At 49.9% G+C, this 19193-nt stretch carries 13 protein-coding genes; 2 read left to right on the forward strand and 11 right to left on the reverse strand.

Going from position 1 to position 19193, the window contains the following annotated elements:
• Complete coding sequence (gene recQ, locus BQ9893_RS00330; RefSeq protein WP_075964230.1) at positions 1-1830, reverse strand: DNA helicase RecQ; 1830 nt, start codon at positions 1828-1830, stop codon at positions 1-3.
• A 130-nt stretch (positions 1831-1960) separates the two neighbouring features.
• Here recQ and BQ9893_RS00335 point away from each other — a divergent pair, with 130 nt between their 5' ends.
• Complete coding sequence (locus BQ9893_RS00335; protein WP_075964231.1) at positions 1961-3220, forward strand: DEAD/DEAH box helicase; 1260 nt, start codon at positions 1961-1963, stop codon at positions 3218-3220.
• Between the two features lie 73 nt (positions 3221-3293).
• Positions 3294-4706 carry a Gfo/Idh/MocA family protein gene (locus tag BQ9893_RS00340; protein WP_075964232.1) on the forward strand — a complete coding sequence of 471 codons (1413 nt, stop codon included), beginning with the start codon at positions 3294-3296 and terminating at the stop codon, positions 4704-4706.
• A 637-nt stretch (positions 4707-5343) separates the two neighbouring features.
• Here the strand turns inward: BQ9893_RS00340 and BQ9893_RS00345 are convergent.
• The 10 genes from BQ9893_RS00345 to BQ9893_RS00390 all read right to left on the reverse strand — a co-directional run bounded on the left by BQ9893_RS00345 (position 5344) and on the right by BQ9893_RS00390 (position 19143).
• The gene (locus BQ9893_RS00345) at positions 5344-7275 is read right to left on the reverse strand and encodes an NAD(+) synthase (RefSeq protein WP_075964233.1); all 1932 of its coding nucleotides are present in this window, start codon (positions 7273-7275) and stop codon (positions 5344-5346) included.
• Between the two features lie 6 nt (positions 7276-7281).
• Positions 7282-7611: a type II toxin-antitoxin system RelE/ParE family toxin gene (locus tag BQ9893_RS00350; protein ID WP_075964234.1), complete on the reverse strand. Its 330-nt coding sequence runs from the start codon at positions 7609-7611 to the stop codon at positions 7282-7284.
• Positions 7590-7799, reverse strand: a complete 210-nt coding sequence (locus tag BQ9893_RS00355) for a hypothetical protein (protein WP_075964235.1) — start codon at positions 7797-7799, stop codon at positions 7590-7592. The genes BQ9893_RS00350 and BQ9893_RS00355 overlap by 22 nt, the downstream gene beginning before the upstream one ends.
• 124 nt (positions 7800-7923) lie before the next feature.
• The gene (locus BQ9893_RS00360; protein ID WP_075964236.1) at positions 7924-10110 is read right to left on the reverse strand and encodes a glutamine synthetase III family protein; all 2187 of its coding nucleotides are present in this window, start codon (positions 10108-10110) and stop codon (positions 7924-7926) included.
• 95 nt (positions 10111-10205) lie between these two features.
• Positions 10206-11474 carry an ammonium transporter gene (locus tag BQ9893_RS00365; protein ID WP_081415330.1) on the reverse strand — a complete coding sequence of 423 codons (1269 nt, stop codon included), beginning with the start codon at positions 11472-11474 and terminating at the stop codon, positions 10206-10208.
• 69 nt (positions 11475-11543) lie between these two features.
• The gene (locus BQ9893_RS00370; protein ID WP_075964238.1) at positions 11544-11900 is read right to left on the reverse strand and encodes a P-II family nitrogen regulator; all 357 of its coding nucleotides are present in this window, start codon (positions 11898-11900) and stop codon (positions 11544-11546) included.
• A 196-nt stretch (positions 11901-12096) separates the two neighbouring features.
• Complete coding sequence (locus BQ9893_RS00375; RefSeq protein WP_244155011.1) at positions 12097-12729, reverse strand: transposase; 633 nt, start codon at positions 12727-12729, stop codon at positions 12097-12099.
• A gap of 433 nt (positions 12730-13162) precedes the next feature.
• The gene (locus BQ9893_RS00380) at positions 13163-14392 is read right to left on the reverse strand and encodes an LL-diaminopimelate aminotransferase (protein ID WP_075964239.1); all 1230 of its coding nucleotides are present in this window, start codon (positions 14390-14392) and stop codon (positions 13163-13165) included.
• A 26-nt stretch (positions 14393-14418) separates the two neighbouring features.
• Positions 14419-15243, reverse strand: a complete 825-nt coding sequence (dapF, locus tag BQ9893_RS00385) for a diaminopimelate epimerase (RefSeq protein ID WP_075964240.1) — start codon at positions 15241-15243, stop codon at positions 14419-14421.
• Between the two features lie 315 nt (positions 15244-15558).
• Complete coding sequence (locus BQ9893_RS00390) at positions 15559-19143, reverse strand: glycoside hydrolase family 2 TIM barrel-domain containing protein (RefSeq protein ID WP_075964241.1); 3585 nt, start codon at positions 19141-19143, stop codon at positions 15559-15561.
• Positions 19144-19193 lie beyond the last annotated feature (50 nt).

The following is a 19193-nucleotide window of genomic DNA, read 5'->3' on the forward strand; positions in this document are numbered from 1 at the left end:
CTATTCCTTTTTAGGCAAACGAAGGACAAAGCGGATCAAGGCGACGAAGACCTTTCCGTATTTGTCGAGCTTGAGTTGTCCGACGCCCCGTATTTCGCTAAACTCGTCGAGCGTGACCGGTTTCTTCCGGACCATATCTTCGAGGGCGTCATCCGAAAAGAGGATATAAGCCGGAGTATGCTCGCGTTCGGCTATCTGCTTGCGGAGCTGTTGCAGGGAGTCGAGCAGCGTTTCATCCACAGAGGTGGATTCGATCGGGCGGATCGGACGATATCTGTAGCCGCCTTTCTTGGTCGGTAGGGCAAAATCTTTCGTCTTTTGGTAAATGGCTAAGAACGCCTGTTGTTCGCCGAAAAGGACTTTGCGCCCCAATGGAGTCACTTTCAGATGGCCGGCCGACATATAGTCGATTTCGATATAGCCGAGCTGAAGCATCTGGTATAGATATTCTTTCCACTCTTTGTAGCTGAGGTCCTTGCCCACGCCGAAAGTCTTTAGCTTGTCGTATCCTTTTTCTGTCAGTTCTTCCTTTTCGGCTCCCCGGAGTATATCGATCAGCAGGTGCATATTGGCCGTTTGCCCGGTACGGAAAATTCCGCTCAAGGCTTTCTGTACCAAGATGCTCCCGTCGAAACGCCGGGGCGGGTTCTTGCAGACGTCGCAGTTCCCGCAATCCTTGTCCGTCTCTTCTCCGAAATAGCTCAACAAGATACGGCGCCGGCAGATATCCGCCTCGCAATACCGGCGCATCCGGTTCAACTTCTGCAAGCAGACGTCCTTCTGCCCGCTTTCCTCCGCGAAACGGCGGAGGAGCAGGATGTCGCTCACGGAATAGAAAAGAAGCGTGTCGCTTTTCATCCCGTCCCGTCCGGCACGCCCTATCTCCTGGTAGTAGTTCTCGATGCTTGCCGGCATATTATAATGTACGACCCAGCGGACATTGCTTTTGTCTATCCCCATCCCGAATGCGACTGTTGCGCATACCACCTGGATGCGGTCGTTGATGAAGTCGTCCTGTGCTTTCTCGCGCTTGTCGGGGCTGAGGCCGGCATGATAGGCGACTGCCCGGATGCTGAACTCAGACAGCTCTTCGACCAAAGACTCCGTGCTGTTGCGGCTCATGCAGTAGATGATGCCGCTCTGCCGGTGGTGGCGGTTGATGAAATGGACAATAGCCGCGATCTTCTCTTTTTTGCTCAGTCCGCGGCGAACCGTGAGCGACAGGTTAGGCCGGTCGAAAGACGAAATGAATGTTTTCGGCTCCCGCAGTTTCAACTGGTTCACGATGTCAGTCCGGGTGATTTTGTCTGCCGTAGCCGTCAGGGCGACGATCGGGACGTTCGGGAAATTTTCTTTCAAGACGGAGAGCTGCGTATATTCGGGCCGAAAGTCATGTCCCCAATGCGAGATGCAATGTGCTTCGTCGATCGCGATCAGAGAAATGTCGATGCGGGGCAGAAGCCAATGCAGTTCGCTTATGATCCCTTCGGGCGAGATGTAGAGCAGTTTCACTTTGCCTTGTATGCAGAGTTGCCGTATCCGGTGGCGTTCTTCTTCCGGCATCATGCTGTTGAGCGAAGCTGCGGGGATTCCGTTGGCGATCAGCCCTTCGACCTGATCCTTCATCAATGCGATCAGAGGAGAGACTACGATGGCGGTTCCCGGCATATAGATTGCCGGAAGCTGGAAACAGATGGACTTGCCGCCGCCTGTAGGCATCAGGACCAGCGAGTCTTCTTTCTGCAAGATGCGTTGTATGATCTCGGCCTGTAAAGGACGAAACGAGGTGTATCCGAAGAATCGTTTGAGCAGCGATAATAATTCTTTCATGAGAATCAAAAAGAATCGAATGTTTTTAAAAAGCACGCAAATATAGCGAATAATTGCAGAGATACGAGATTTTTACGTACCTTTGTCACCATTATTTATTTAACGAGCCGCGACGGCTCATACCTATTATATGACATTTGAACAATTAGAATTGATCGAGCCGATACAGATGGCTCTCAAAGAAAGAAAGTACACAACTCCCACTCCCATACAAGCCGAAGCCATTCCCATAGTGTTGGACGGATTAGATTTGTTAGGTTGCGCACAGACAGGAACCGGTAAGACGGCGGCATTCTCCATCCCTATCCTCCAAAGGATCGAAAAGCAGATCTTAAGCGAAGATAGGCCGGGGATCAAAGCCTTGATCCTGGCTCCGACACGCGAATTGGCGATCCAGATCGGCGAAAGCTTTGCCGCTTACGGATGTTATACGCATGTGGCCCATACCGTTATTTTCGGAGGTGTGGGACAGAAACCGCAGACGGATGCATTAAACCGCGGCGTGGATGTATTGATTGCAACCCCCGGCCGTTTGTTAGATCTGATCAATCAGGGTTTTGTCCGTCTGAATACATTGGAATATTTTGTCCTGGACGAAGCGGACCGGATGCTGGATATGGGATTTATCCACGATATCAAACGCATCCTGCCTTTACTGCCTAAGAAGCGCCAGTCTCTGTTCTTCTCTGCGACGATGCCGCCTGAGATCGAGCGCCTGGCCGGGACGATCCTCCACGAACCGAAAAAAGTCGAGGTGACTCCTGCTTCTTCCACTGTCGATACGATCGACCAGTCGGTCTATTTTGTTGAGAAAGTCGAAAAGATCGACCTGTTGAAGAAACTGCTGGAAGACCGTTCGCTGGAATCCGTCTTGGTTTTTACCCGTACGAAGCACGGAGCCGACAAGGTCGCCCGTGTCTTGAACAAATCCGGGATCGGAGCAGAAGCCATTCATGGAAACAAAGGGCAGAGTGCCCGTCAGCGTGCCTTATCCAGTTTTAAGGATCATACGCTCCGTGTCTTGATCGCGACCGATATCGCTGCCCGCGGCATCGATGTCGACCATCTTTCGCATGTCATCAACTATGATTTGCCGAATGTGCCGGAAACCTATGTGCACCGTATCGGCCGTACCGGTCGTGCCGGCCATAGCGGGATCGCTTTCTCTTTTTGCGATGTGGAGGAGGTTCCCTACCTGAAAGATATCCAGAAGCTGATCGGCAAGGAAGTGCCGGTTGCCGGAGGTCATATGTTCGAAAGTGCCGAAGTAAAGGAAGCGGTTGCCGAAATGAAAAAAGCGATAAAAGAAAAGTCCAAGCGCCGGAACATGTTCGGGAGCAAACGGGATGGCAACTTTTGGCGGAATAAGAAGAGAACAGCTGCAAAATAATAGACGATATCCTTTGATATATGCATGGAATATTATAAATTTGCCCACTTAACATAAAATTCTAAATTGGAAAATGGAAAACACTCGTCGTTCATTCCTGAAAAAAATGACCGCTGCCGGAATCGGAACAGCAGGTCTTGCATTAAGTAGTAACGCCGCTGCTGCTACAGTTACAACAGAAACAGGTGCAGAAAAGAAAAAGAAACCTGCTGGCAAAGACGATGGCAAATTGCGCTTCGGCTTTATCGGCACAGGTTCCCGTTGTCATGAACATATCAACAACGTCTTGTCTATCCCCGGAAACAAGATCGTGGCTATCTGCGATATCCAGGCCGGTCCGATCCAGCGTACGTTGGATCATATCGCCAAATTCAACGTTCCGGCTCCGAAAGTATACACAGGCAGCGAGCGTGAATTTGAAAAGATGTTGAACAACGAAGAATTCGATTGTGTCATCATCGCCAGCCCGTGGGAATGGCACGTGCCGATGTCGGTTGCAGCCATGAAAGCAGGTGTGCCCTATGTCGGCGTGGAAGTATCTGCCGCCAATACCCTCGAAGAATGTTGGGATCTGGTCAACGTATCGGAAGCTACGGGAAGCCATCTGAACATCATGGAAAACGTTTGCTACCGTCGTGACTGTATGGCTGCGTTGAACATGGTTCGCAAAGGCCTGTTCGGTGAACTGATTCATGCAAGATGCGGATACGAACATGACTTGCGTGATGTGAAATTCAATGACGGACAACATTATACTTACCAGAAAGGCGGCGAATTGCGCATGGGTAAGGATGCATATGCCGAAGCCCAGTGGCGTACGAACCATTCTGTTCACCGTAATGGCGATGTCTATCCGACACATGGAATCGGACCGGTGGCAAACTGCCTTGATATCAACCGCGGTAACCGTTTCCTCTCTTTGTCCGCTATGGCAACCCAGTCTCGCGGCTTGCATAAGTTCATTGTAGACAAAGGCGGTGAAAACCATCCGTATGCCAAGATCAATTTCAACTTGGGCGATATCGTGACTTCGATGATCAAATGTGCGAACGGACAGACGGTTATCGTGACTCACGACACCAACTCTCCCCGTCCTTACTCTTTGGGCTTCCGCATTCAGGGAACCGAAGGCTTGTGGATGAACGACGGTGATCACATCTACGTAGAGAACCAGTCCAAACCTCACCGTTGGGATGATTCAGAAGAATGGCTCAAGAAGTTCGACCATACATTGTGGTCCAAACACGAAGCCGAAGCATCTCAGGCCGGACACGGCGGTATGGACTACGTGATGATGTTCGACTTGATCAACGCAATCCATAACAAGAAACCGGCTCCTATGGACTGCTACGATGCTGCTGCATGGAGTGCTATTTCCGCTTTGTCTGAGATGTCTGTCGCCCGTGGCGGCGCATTGGTCGACTTCCCTGACTTTACTCGCGGACAGTGGATCCACCGTCAGCCGGCATTTGCTTTGTCTGAATAAGAAAAACTGAAATATCCGAAAAAAAGGGGGAGGCTGTTTTGCCTTCCCCTTTTTTTATGGAACCGGGTGGCTATGTGAAGATTTCGGATTGATCCAATATTTCAAAGAACGTTTGTGAATCGATTACCCTGCAAATATATGGCTATATGAAAAAGCAGAGTCGATTAGAGTCGATTAGCGTCGATTAGAGTCGAATAGAGTCGATTAATTTTACATTTGTGGATTTTTTTCTCCTGATTGCGGATTGTTTTCGGATATAGAGCCCGTTGCTCCGTGGTGCGAAACATAGGTGTTTTGAATCCAAAACACCTATGTTTCCATTTCAAAACACCTATGTTTTGAAGGGAAGGCTGGTGTGTCGGTCTTTAGGGATTAGTCAAAAAAAAATTTGAAAAAATCCTATTTATATATCTTTATAAAAGAAATCTTCTGTTATATATTAAGATAGATCGCCAAAGTGAGTATGCATGTGATCGCCACACTATGCCATAAACTCCTGTCTGATAAGGCCCTGAGACCGGTCACGAATGCGCCAAACCGAGTAGTCATAAAAAATGTGCATTTTAATCGACTCTATTCGACGCTAATCGACTCTAATCGACTCTGGTTTTTTCTCGGTTCGTATCTTTGCAGGCAATCAGACAGGGATATTCTCTATCTCTTCCAGCCAAAGCTGCGACATCGCATCGCTCGGCATGCGCCAGTCTCCACGTGGCGAGAGGCTGACGGAGCCGACTTTGGGACCGTCCGGCAGGCAACTGCGCTTGAATTGTTGTTGGAAGAAGCGGCGGAAGAAGGTGTAGAGCCATTTCTTGATCGTAGCCTTGTCGTAGATGCCGGCAAACGCATTCTGTGCCAGGAAAAATATCTTGGACGGATGGGAGCCGAAACGCAGGAAATGGTAGAGGAAAAAGTCGTGCAGTTCGTACGGGCCGACCAGGTCCTCTGTCTTTTGTTTGATGTTGCCGTTTTCGTCTGCCGGGATCAGTTCGGGGCTGATCGGCGTGTCGACGATATCCAGCAAGGTGAGGCGGGAAGCGTTGTCCACCTTGTTGTTGGCAACCCATTCGACCAGATATTTGACCAATGTTTTGGGAATGCTTCCGTTCACGCCGTACATCGACATGTGGTCGCCGTTGTAGGTCGCCCAGCCGAGTGCCAGTTCGGAGAGGTCGCCGGTGCCGATGACGAGACCGTTCTTCCGGTTGGCGATATCCATCAGCAGTTGGGTACGTTCGCGTGCCTGGCTGTTTTCGTAGGTCACGTCGTGGACGGACGGATCGTGGCCGATGTCGTGGAAATGCTGCAGGCAGGCTTCCTTGATCGAGATTTCTTTCAGGGTGACACCGAGAGAGCGGATGAGGTCGCAGGCATTGGTGTAGGTGCGGTCGGTCGTGCCGAAACCGGGCATCGTGAGGCCGATGATCTGTTCGCGAGGCATCTTCAGGGCATCGAAGGTCATGACGGTCACGAGCAAAGCCAGTGTGGAGTCCAGGCCGCCCGAAATACCGACGACAGCCGTTTGGGCGTGTGTATGGACAAGGCGTTTGGCAAGGCCGGCAACCTGTATGTGGAATATCTCTTCACAGCGTTCCTTCAAGGCGTCTCCCGAGGGGGTGAACGGGTGCGGATCGACCGGACGTGTCAGGCTGAATCCGTTCGGAGTCCGGAGCTGGAAGTCTACGGCCTGTGCCTTTTCCTTCAGCAGGCCCGACGCCCCGTACATGAAGCTGGTGTTTACCTGCCGGTCGTTTTGCAATGTTTCGATATCGATCTCGCTGATGACGAGCTGTTCTTCCATCGTGAAGCGGGGAGATTCGGCAAGCAGGTTCCCGTTTTCGGCAATGATCCCGTTACCGGCAAAGACCAGGTCGGTACTCGATTCGCCGAAGCCGGAGGAAGCATAGACGTAGCCGGCCATGCAGCGGGCGGACTGCTGGCAGATCAGCGAACGCAGGTAGGCGTGTTTGCCGATCAGCTCGTTGCTGGCAGACAGGTTGAAGATGATGTTGGCTCCTTCCATTGCCAATAGCGAACTGGGAGGGACGGGAACCCAAAGGTCTTCGCATATCTCGATGCCGACCGAGAGCCGTCCCGAACGGAACAGCAGACGGCTGCCGAGCGGATATTCTTCTTTTCCGATGGAAATCGTCGATTCTCGAAGTTCCGTAGCGGAAGTGAACCAGCGTTGTTCCTGGAATTCTTTATAGTTAGGCAAGTAAGTTTTAGGGACGACACCCCGTATGACTCCTTTCTGGAAAACAACGGCGGCATTGATCAGCCGGTTTTCCGTCCGGAGCGGAACGCCGACGATGGTCAGGATATCCAGGTCTGCCGTGTTGTTGATCAACTGGATCAACGCTGCTTCTGCGCCATTGACCAGCGTCTGCTGGGCAAACAGGTCGAGGCAGGTGTAGGCAGTGACGGACAGTTCGGGGAAAGCGATTATCTGTACGCCTTTTTCCGATGCCTCTCGCATCAGATCTTCTATTTTGTCTATATTATAAAAACAATCCGCAACCTGTACATGCGGCACGGCGGCGGCAACTTTTACAAATCCGTAGTTCATATTCGTTTATATTTGTCTTATTGATTGTTTGAGTTTGTCCGGATCCTGACGGCAATCCCATAATAAAACGACTTGTATAAGATAATCATTTTCTATGGTATAAATAATTTTGTAATATCCTTCAATCAAAGAACGATATTGTTTCGTCCTATTGTCAAAAGCTGGTTCCACAGCTCCGATAAAAGGATTGTTTTTGATACGTAAATTATCTTTTTCGAGCTTGTTTACAAATTTTCGAGCGATAGTTCTCCCAAATTGTGTCAGGCAATAGGTGATGGCTAAATCAGCTTGTTTTTGTGCACGAGGTGCCCAGATTATTTCAATTTCTTTTTCCATTCTTCAAAGAATTGATGCATTTCTGTTTCTTTGATGCCTTTGCCTTCGCTTAGTTCTTTTTCAGCAATATCGATTTCTGCATTTGCTTCGTCTATATTGAAAGCGAGTGGGGATAGCAGATCATCTATCTTTTCCAGATAATCGTGGATAATGTTCTGTTTCCATTGTTGTAATTCCATTGCCGTCATGACGTAGACTCCTTTCTTGTTAAATTATGCTCCAAAGGTATGCAATTCCTTTGTAATAAAAAAAGAAGGGAAGCCATACTTCACAGCATGCTTCCCTTGCAAACACAAAACAATCAACAAAAAACTATCTGATGAATAATAATTCCCTGTACTTCGGCAATGTCCAGATCTGGTCGTCGACAACCAACTCTAATTTGTCGATGTGGTAGCGGATGGCTTCCAGCATCGGGACGATCTTGTCGTGGTAAGCGATTGCCTTTTCGCGTTCGCTCTCGATCTTGTTGGCAACTTTGCGAGCTTCCACCATTTCGTCTACCTTCTCTTTGATGAAGTTGGTCCGGTTGGCGATGTCTTCGATGATCTCCAGGTTGCGGGATGAAAGGACGGACGCCTTGTCGGCAGGGAAAAGGTCTTTCATCTTGTAGACGTTGTCGATCAGAGAAGTCTGGTATTTGGTGGCGGTCGGGATGATGTGGTTCATCGCCAGGTCGCCGAGTACGCGGGCTTCGATCTGTATCTTCTTCGTGTAGGTTTCCCATTTGACTTCGTTACGAGCTTCCAGTTCCTTGCGTGTCATGACACCGGTCGATTCGAACATCCGTACACTGCTTTCTTTCAGGTAGTTGTCGAAGATTACCGGTACGCTTGTCTCGCAGTCCAGTCCGCGACGGGCAGCTTCGGCTTTCCATTCGTCGCTGTAGCCGTTGCCGTCGAAATGGATTGCCTTGCATTCCTTGATGTCTTTGCGGAGCACTTCGAGTATGGCAGCGAATGTCTCCTTGCCATCGGCGATTTTTGCATCTACTTCGGCTTTGAAGGTCTTCAACTGTTCGGCTACGGCAGCGTTCAGGGCAAGCATGGCGGAAGCACAGTTGGCTTCGGAGCCTACGGCACGGAATTCGAAACGGTTGCCGGTGAAGGCGAAAGGCGAGGTACGGTTACGGTCCGTATTGTCGATCAGCAGTTCGGGGATGCGGGCGATGTCGAGCTTCATGCCCTGTTTGCCTGCCAACATCAGGTCTTCCGGTTCGCTTTTTTCGAGATGCTCCAGGACTTTCGACAACTGCGTGCCGAGGAAGCTGGAGATGATTGCTGGAGGTGCCTCGTTGGCTCCTAAACGATGGGCATTGGTGGCACTCGAAATGCTGGCTTTCAGCAATCCGTTGTGGTGGTAGACAGCCATCAGCACGTTGACGATGAAGGTGATGAAGCGGAGGTTCTCTTCCGGTGTCTTGCCCGGAGCCATCAGGAGGATGCCCGTGTCGGTTCCGAGCGACCAGTTGTTATGTTTGCCGGAACCGTTTACGCCCTTGAACGGCTTTTCGTGCAGCAGGACGCGGAAGCCGTGCTTACGGCTGATCTTGCGCATGAGGGCCATTACGAGCAGGTTGTGGTCGTTTGCCAAGTTGCATTCTTCGAAAATAGGAGCCAGTTCGAACTGGTTCGGGGCTACTTCGTTGTGGCGCGTTTTCAAAGGAATGCCTAATTTGAGCGCTTCGATCTCCAGGTCTTTCATGAATTCCAGGACGCGGGTCGGAATGGCGCCGAAGTAGTGGTCTTCCAACTGCTGGTTCTTCGAACTTTCGTGTCCCATCAACGTACGGCCTGTCAGCAACAGATCGGGGCGTGCGGCATACAAACCTTCATCGACCAGAAAGTATTCCTGTTCCCAACCCAGGTAGGCATACACCTTCTTAACATCCGGGTTGAAGTAGTGGCAAACATCTACGGCAGCTTTGTTGACGGCTTCGAGGGCTTTCAGCAGCGGTGCTTTGTAGTCCAGTGATTCGCCGGTATAAGCAATGAAGACAGTCGGGATGCAGAGCGTATCGCCTACGATAAAAGCAGGAGAGGAGGGGTCCCAGGCAGAATAACCGCGTGCTTCGAATGTGTTTCGGATACCACCGTTCGGAAAACTGGATGCATCCGGTTCCTGCTGGATCAACAGCTTGCCGGAAAACTCTTCGACCATGCCGCCTTTGCCGTCGTGTTCGACGAAAGCATCGTGCTTCTCGGCCGTTCCTTCGGTCAACGGGTGGAACCAGTGCGTGTAGTGGGTGGCACCCATTTCGATCGCCCACTTCTTCATGCCGGCGGCTACGGCGTCGGCAGTTTCGCGGTCGAGCGGAGTACCGTTGTCGATGCAGTCCGTGATCCGTTCATACGCTTTTTCAGTGAGGTATTTGAACATCTTCGCCCGGTTGAATACGTTCTGCCCGAAATAGTCGGATGGACGTTCGGCCGGAGCCGGTACTTCTGCAGCCTGTTTCTTGAAGGCTGTCTCTACTACTCTGAATCTTAACTTTGACATAGATATAATGATTTAATGTGATTACTTCCCGATGATTGGAAATCTTGTTTATTTTATATTGTTGATTGCAAATCGCTTTTTAGCCGGACTGCCGTTTAGCTGTTGTAGGCCGTTTCGCCATGCTCGTAGATGTCCAGCCCTTCTTCTTCCACACGTGCCGGAACACGCAGTCCGTGTATGATGTCCAGGCCCTTGAATACCACGAAACCCATTGTGGCTGCCCAGCAACCGACGACTGCCGCACCGAACACCTGTGCCAGCAGGAAGTTCACACTTCCGCTGTAGAAAAGCCCTTCTTCCGTGGCAAACAATCCAGCCAGGATCGTACCGAGGCATCCGCAGACACCATGTACGGAAGAGGCACCGACCGGATCGTCGATTTTTAGGACGTGGTCGATAAACTCGACCGCATAAATCATGATCGTACCGCAAATGGCGCCGATGATCACGGCCCCTAACGGAGACACCACGTCACAACCAGCAGTGATGCCGACCAGCCCGGCCAAGACCCCGTTCAGCGTTAATGAAAGAGAGGGTTTCTTATATTTGATCCAAGCTACGACCAGCGAAAGGAACCCCCCGGCGCAGGCAGCTAAGTTGGTTGTCAGGAATACGTGGGAGATCGCCATGCGGTTGCCTTCGCCCGAAGCAGCCAATTGCGAACCGGGGTTGAACCCGAACCAACCGAACCACAGGATGAACACACCGAGGCAGGCCAATGTCAGGCTATGTCCGGGAATGGCCCGCGATTTCTTGTCTTTTCCGTATTTGCCGATACGCGGCCCGATGATGGCTGCACCTACCAGAGCTACCCATCCGCCTACGGAGTGGACGACTGTGGAACCGGCAAAATCGTGGAAAGTCGTCCCGAACGTGTTCATCATAAAACTGCCCTCTTCGCTGTTCATCAGCCAGCCGCCTCCCCAGGTCCAGTGACCGCTGACGGGATAAATCAGCAAGCTGATCAGGATGGTATAGGCCAGATACATGGAGAATTTGGTCCGTTCAGCCATCGCACCGGAAACGATTGTGGCAGCTGTCGCGCAGAATACCGTCTGGAAGATCAGGAACCCTTCGACCGGTAGTTGAGAGTGATAGAAGTTCAGGTTGAACAGGTTGGGCGTCCCGATGAAACTGCCGGCTCCGAACATGATGCCGAAACCGACGGACCAGAACAGCAATGATCCCAACATGAAATCGAGCAGGTTCTTCATCAATATATTCGCCGTATTCTTGGTCCGGGTAAAGCCGGCTTCTACGAGAGCGAATCCCGGCTGCATGAAAAAAACTAACATGGCTGCAAGTAGCATCCACACGGTATCGAGTGATAGGGCTAAGTCTGTTATTGTATATGTAGTATCCATTGTGAATGATTGTTTAATTGATTGATTAGCCAATATGCCAATGGGTAAGATAGTGGTTTGGCATATTATTTATTTTTCCTGCTCCGCATTGTAGAGTGCTATATCACCGCGTTCCCCCGTGCGGATACGGATGGAATCTTCAACCGGAATGACAAAGATGCGCCCGTCGCCTATCTCGCCCGTTTGAGCGGCTTTGATGATGGCCTGTACGGTCTTCTCCACATTCTTGTCACGGACGACAATGGAGATCAGCGTACGTTCGATGTAGCTTGTGTCATATACGACACCACGGTAGATACGTCCTTGCCGTGCTTTACCGACCCCTCTCACGTCGTAGTACGAAAACCATTCGATGTCGGCTTCGAGAAGTGCCTCTTTCACCTCTTCGAACTTGGTCTTGCGAATAATTGCTTCAATCTTTTTCATAACCTTAAAGAGTTGGGGTGAAATCTCACCCGATTAATATTTTGGGAAAAGGTGTATAGAATGTCCGTCGCTTCAGTTGGGGATGGTTGCGGTATAACATTCTATAAAATCAATAAACTGGACGGACTTTTCTATACAATCCTTTTTCTTTTTTTATGATAAATGCGAATCAGCAGTTGGCTTTCTGATTCAAAAATTAAAAATTAACAAATGTAAGTAGAGCAATAGCCAACTTTCCAAAGGTATGTACCAACAGCCCTTTGGTAGCTCTTACTTTAGATGCTCTTTGAATTTCTGTTTTTTCATTCAGCCAGTTGAAAAAGGATTCGATAGGTTGTCTGACTTTAGAAACGGCTTGCGAGAAAAGGTCTCTTGCAGCTTTCTCCCTCTGTTTGAGAACTTCCGGTTCCCCTTTAATCTCTTTATGCGGAGTAAGCACTTTAACCGGATTGTTCTCATTAAAGAAAGAGAAATCGCTGTAAATCTTGTCTGCAAGCACCGTCTTTCCGGATAGGTATGGCACGCATTCGCTTTTGAATACGGTCAGGTCGTTGTCCGAAGCCGGTGTCAGAGTTATCATTTCCGGAAAAGGTAAGGTTCCCTCCCTACGCTGTCCTACCATATGCAGTTTCATGCCATAGTAGTACATGTTCTTAGTGGAGCAATACCCTTTTGATGTTATCTCCGTAGCTACTTTCCCCTCTCGGTTTTTCCCTTTACAGGTCACTATCGGCATAGAATCGACAATGGATATAATGGAGTCGCAATCCTTGGGCTTGAATGATTGTATCATGGTTTCCACCAGCACCTTAAATGTTTCTGAAAGCATATTTAGGCGTACGCAAAACGTTTGATAAGACGGCAATTTTGGAAACCATGATGACAGATACTCCTTAGCGAAGGTATGTATCTCCTTGATGTTGAAGTATCTCTGGCAGTACCCGCAGAACAGATAGATGGTAAGAACCTCCTCATCCGTAAACTCAGGATTGGAATTGTTACTGAATCTCTGGCAGTGGAAACGCAGAGAAGACTTATGGACATCACAGATATACATATACAAACCTATTAGTATTAACTTTTTCTCCTTGGGAATCATAATTAGAAAAATGAGTGGTTTTATTCTTCTAATTTACTGATTTTCAAGGAGATTACAAAATAAAATAATGAGATAATTAACTGAATTACAAACTTTTAAATCAAGAATCTGAAGATGTTTTCAACTGCTGATTCGCATGATAACCTAAATGTCCTTCGTTCGCTCAGATCAGCCATTTTTTTATTCTGGCCATGGCCTCCAACGTGTCGTCTCTGTCTCCGAAAGCAGTGAGGCGGAGAAAACCCTCGCCGCTGGGTCCGAACCCCACACCGGGAGTCCCTACTATGTTGACTTCGTAAAGCAGCTTGTCAAAAAACTTCCAGGAAGAGAGGTTGTTCGGTGTTTTCAACCAGATGTAAGGGGCGTTTTCGCCGCCATACACTTTCAAACCGCAGCTCTGGAGGCTTTCCCGCATGATACGGGCGTTGGTCATATAATAATCGATCGTTTTCTTGATCTGCGCTTTGCCCTCCGGACTGTATACCGCTTCGGCGCCTCGCTGGGTGATGTAGCTCGTACCGTTGAACTTTGTGCACTGGCGGCGGTTCCACATCCGGTTCAACGGAACCCGTTCGCCTGCCAGGGTGAAAGCGTTCAACTCTTTGGGAACAACCGTGTAACCGCACCGCACACCGGTGAAACCGGCTGTCTTGGAGAAGCTGCGGAATTCGATCGCCACCTTCTTCGCTCCCTTGATCTCATAGATAGAATGAGGAATGTTGGGGTCTTGGATGTAGGCCTCGTAAGCTGAGTCGTACATGATCAGGCAGTCATTGGCAAGGGCATAGTTCACCCATTTCTTCAGCTCGTCTTTCGTAAGTGTCGTCCCGGTCGGGTTGTTCGGGTAGCAGAGATAAATGATGTCTACGCGTCGGCTGGGCAGGTCGGGGACGAAGTTGTTGGCTTCCGTACAGGGAATGTAGACCACGTCGCTCCATTTGCTGTCTTCCAGTATGCCGGTCCGTCCGCTCATCACGTTCGAGTCGATATATACCGGATAGACCGGGTCTGTCACACCGATGCTGTTGTCGTGGCGAAGCATATCGCCTATGTTTCCGCAGTCGCTTTTCGCACCGTCGCTCACGAACACTTCGGCGGGTTCGAGGAAGATGCCGCGGCTGGCGTAATCGTTTTTGATGATGGCATCTATCAGAAAAGGATAGCCTTGTTCGGGGCCGTATCCGTGGAATGTATCCTTGCTTGCCATTTCATCGACCGCCTTATGCATGGCTTCGATGACGGCTGGGGCTAACGGTTGTGTCACATCGCCGATACCCATGCGGATAATCCTCTCTTTCGGATGTGTAACCTTAAAACTGTTTACCTTCTTTGCAATGTCCGAGAACAGGTAATTGTTTTGTAGCTTTAGGAAATGCTCATTAATCAGTGCCATACTCAATCAATCGTTTTTTGTTGTGTTTATATTTCCAGTTCCCCTTCGAATACTTTGACCGCTCCACCGGTCATATAGACATGTCCGGAACTTTCGTCCCAACGGATGGTGAGGGGGCCTCCATCCATGATGACTTTGGTTTTCCGTCCGGTTTTCCCACGTACTGCGCCTGCTACGGCTGTCGCACAAGCTCCGGTTCCGCAAGCCATCGTGATGCCGGAGCCGCGTTCCCAAACCCTCATCCGTACTTCGTCGGTGCTTAGTACTTGAACAAATTCTACATTTGTACGGTTCGGGAATAGCGGATGGCATTCCAATAAAGGTCCGATGACCGGCAGATTTATATTCGTAATATCTTCGACGAAAATGACGAGATGCGGGTTCCCCATCGAGACGACCGTTCCTGTATAAAAATTGCCTCCGGCTTCTATTTCAAGTGCCGTTTCGCCTACAGCCGGACAGCCCATGTCGACCGTCACTTCGGTTACCTCTTCGCGGGAACCGGAAAGTTGCCGGGTGGACAGTTGCAATTCCTTGATGCCGGATAGTGTTTCCAGCGTAACGATCTTTTTGTCTGTCAACCCCTTGTCATATACATATTTGCCAATGCAACGGGAGGCATTCCCGCACATCATGGCTTCGGAGCCGTCTGCATTGAAAATACGCATGCTGAAGTCGGCGATCTTTGAAGAACCGATCAGAACCAATCCGTCCGAGCCGATTCCGGTATGAGGCGCACTCAATCTGATGGCAAGTTCTTCCGGGTTTTGAATCGGAAAAGCCATTGTGTTCACGTATATATAATCGTTTCCGGCTCCGTGCATCTTTGTGAATTTGATTGGTTTTGTCATTTTACTTGTTATAATTTGTTTATTGTATCTTTTTGTTTTGTTACAGTGCAAATATACGACTTTTTGATATATTAGTTGCTAAAATTGTGTCTGGATGTACGAAAAATATATTGTTTGTGACGGATTGTTATAAACAGGTGGGTTTTGTGTTATATTTCGTAATGTTATGGCAGGTTTTATGTTTATGATTGTAAGTTGATTTAGGGAGAGAAGTGGCGGATCGGCTTACACAATGGTTTTTAACAAGAGAAGCGGGTGTGTATTCTATGTTTTCATGCAAGTAAAAACATAGAATGCACACCCGCTTCGGACAGGTTATTTCGCGTTCTCTATACGGAACGAGTAGCTATAGTTTTTGTTCTTTTCAATCTCATAATGCGGGCGCGGGCCTGGACCGCAACTGCCGTTTCCGATGCCACGCTGGATGCAGTCGAGGCTAAGGATCACTTCCGCACGGCGGATATTGTCGAGGTCGTGTCCGTAGGTCAGTCCCCACAGTTCCGGATCTGTGAAATGGAGCGCACTGAAGTTCAGGTGGTCTTTAGACGTGATGCGGATACCTTGGTTGTCGAGGCTTTTCAGTGTCAGCCAGCGTACATCGTCGCGGTTACCCATCGACTGGGCACGCACGTAGGCTTCTTTCATTCCGGTCACGGTGTTCTTGTACAGGCCGACATAGGCTGCATTTTTGCGGTCCCAATAGTTTTCGATCGGGCCGCGTCCGTACCATTCCACCTGTTCCAATCTTGGATTCAAAGCAACCTGGAGACCGAGACGAGGCAGGTTGAAGTCGTCGCCGGTTTTGAAAGTCGCATCCACATCGACCGTGCCGTTGGCATAGACCGTATAGGTGACGTCGAATGGCAGTACCACCTTTTTGTCTCCGTTTCCTACGGTCGCCTCCAGGCTTGTGGTAACGATGACCGACTTTTTGTCGGCAGACTGCTTCCAGTCGAATGACTGCTTCTTGACGGTGGTCGGCAAGTAATCCCGCTTGTCATTGTCCATTGCACGGAACCAGTTGAAATCGAGACCTTCCTTATTATAGATCATATCCGTACCGGCATAGCGCAGAGAAACCATTTTGCCTGTCTCCGGATTGAAAGCAATGAAAAATCCCGGAGCGCGGAACCCGGTCTGCTCTTTCTCTTCTTCCACTTTCAGCGTGTCGTTGAAAGCCATGTCGACAGGAGCGACCGCAACCTTTCCGGTCAGCGAATATTGTTCGGAAGCCACTTCGTGTCCGGCATTCGCCCAGTTGCAATCTTTTTTCAACCGGGCCGACAAATTAAGGAAATATTCGCTGCCGGCCTCCAAAGCTGTTTTATAAGGGATCGTCACTTCGATATCTTTGTTCGGGGCGACATTGCCTAAGGACAGTACGCCCGATTCGGCTACTTGTCCGTCTTTCATTAACTGCCATTGCAGGTCGAACTGATTCAGGTTCAGGAAGTCATAGCGGTTTTCCAGCTTCACCTTGCCGGCTTTGAGGTCTACCGGCTTGAATTTGATGTATTGGTACACTTTCTTCACCTCGATCAATTTTGGCGTCACCCGGCGGTCGGGAGTCACGATGCCGTTGCAGCAGAAATCGAAGTCGTTCGGTTTGTCGCCGAAGCCACCGCCGAAATAGTAGCGGTCAGGCAATTCGCCGTATTTGTTGATACCCTGGTCCACCCAGTCCCAGATACAACCGCCTATCATGCGGCAGGAGTGGTTTTCGATATAATCCCAATATTCGTCGAGGTTGCCGATCGCATTACCCATCGCGTGTGCATATTCGCAAAGGAAGAACGGCTTGTCGCTCTTCTCTTCGTCCTGTTGCTTCATCGACTCGATGGACGGATACATGCGGGAATCCATGTCGGCGATCCTGTTCTTTCCTTCGTAGTGGATCGGGCGCGGATCGAGTTTGCGTGCTTCCTCGTATACGGTGTCGAAGTTCTTGCCGTCGCCGGACTCGTTGCCCATAGACCAGAAGATGACGGACGGGTGGTTCTTGTCGCGCTCGATCATGCGAACCATACGGTCTACATAGGCCGGCAACCAGCTTTCCTTGTTGCTGATCGAATGGTTGCCGTGGCACTCGATATCGGCTTCGTCCATCACGTAGAGGCCATAGTAATCGTGCAATGCGTACATCTTGGCGTCGTTCGGATAGTGGCTCGTGCGGATCGTGTTCAGGTTATAACGCTTGAAAAGCAATATATCCTCGATCATCGACTCGACCGGAACTGCTTTCCCCTGCTGCGGATGGATGTCGTGGCGGTTAGCCCCTTTGAAGAACACCTGTTCGTTGTTGATGTATACCCGCTTGTTCTTGATCTCGATCTTGCGGAAACCGAACTGTGAAGACATCGCTTCGAGCGTTTTGCCCGTCTTGTCTTTCAGTTCCAGTATCGTCGTGTAGAGGTAGGGAGTCTCGGCAGACCAGAGATGCGGGTTCTTGATGTCTACGCTGGCTGTGCTGACCGCTTCCTGTCCTTTCCTGATGTCCTTGACAACATCGGAGATAATGGCCACCTGCTTGCCGTCCTTGTCCAGCAGCGTGATGTCGACAACCGCTTCGTCCACCGTTTTGCCATAGCTCGTCACGTTCGTGCGGACATTGAATGTCGCCCGGCTCAGGTCATCTTCCGCGAATGAAGCGGTCAGGTAGTAATCGCGCAAACGCAGTTTGGGAGTCGCGAACAGATAAACATCGCGATGGATACCGCTCAGGCGGAACATGTCCTGGTCTTCCAGGTAGCTGCCGTCGCTCCAGCGGTACACCTCGACAGCCAGGACGTTCTTTCCCGGTTTTACATATTTCGTGATATTGAATTCCGCGTCGTTATTCGCCCCTTGGCTGTATCCGACTTTCTTTCCGTTCACCCAAAGGTACATGGCGCTGTAGACACCGTCGAAATGGATAAAGATTTCACTTCCTTTCCAATCGTCCGGGATATTGAAGTCGCGGCGGTAGGAACCGACCGGGTTCGGTTCGTCCATGATCGTATATCCTTTCTTTCCTTGTATGAAAGGAGGGTTGTTGCGATGCGGATATGTGATATTCGTATAGATCGGCGTGCCGTATCCGTACATTTCCCAATTGGATGGAACCGGAATTTCTTTCCAGCCGGAAACGTCGTAGTTCGGTTTATAGAAATCGGCCGGACGTTCGGACGGCTGTTTCACCCAGTTGAATTTCCAGTTACCGTTCAACAGCTGGTAGCGCGGCGAGTTCGGGCGAAGCCAGGCTTTGCGGTAGTCGGGAGAGCTTTGCAGGCTTTCCACGGAGGGGAAGGGAACATAGGTCGTATGCCCCGGTTCCTTGTTGACGGCAAAGATGGTCTCGTTTTCCCAATCCTTGTCGCTCGATCCGCGCAAGGCTTCCTTGTCTATTTTGATGTTCGACCGGCGCAGCGTCCAATGTTGTCTGGCGTTGGTCGAATCGGCAACAAGCTGGAGAGCCGCTTTTCCCGGTTGCCCGTCATCGCTGATGCCGAGGTTCAGCCCGTTGGCTATGCAGGTGAACGTGTAGGTGTTTTCGCCTACTTTCGTGAGTTTCCAGAATTGGTTCATGTTGGTCGTCCCATTGTCCCACTGGATAACCGGACCCGGTTCTTTCGTGTTGTTGTTGTCCACGCATTTGTCTGTGAGAGGCGTACAGATCTTATAGACCCCATAGCCGGGAGTCGTCAGTTGCCATACTTGCGACACGCGGTTCTCCACACGGTTGTTGATGAATATCTGGGTTCCGTCGTCTTCGCTGTCTTGATTGTCGAGAACCAGATTGTTGCTGCTTACGATTTCGTAATAAGCGTTAGGATCGATCTCTTGTGAATGTCCTATTCGGGGAAGCATGGCCATAAACAGAAGCATGGCGAAGAGCATCCCGGTAGAAATCTTACTTTTCATATGAATATAGATTTGTATTATTTCTCAAAAGTAGGACAATTTGGCGGATA

The organism is Parabacteroides massiliensis, assembly GCF_900155425.1.
Taxonomy (GTDB): domain Bacteria; phylum Bacteroidota; class Bacteroidia; order Bacteroidales; family Tannerellaceae; genus Parabacteroides; species Parabacteroides massiliensis.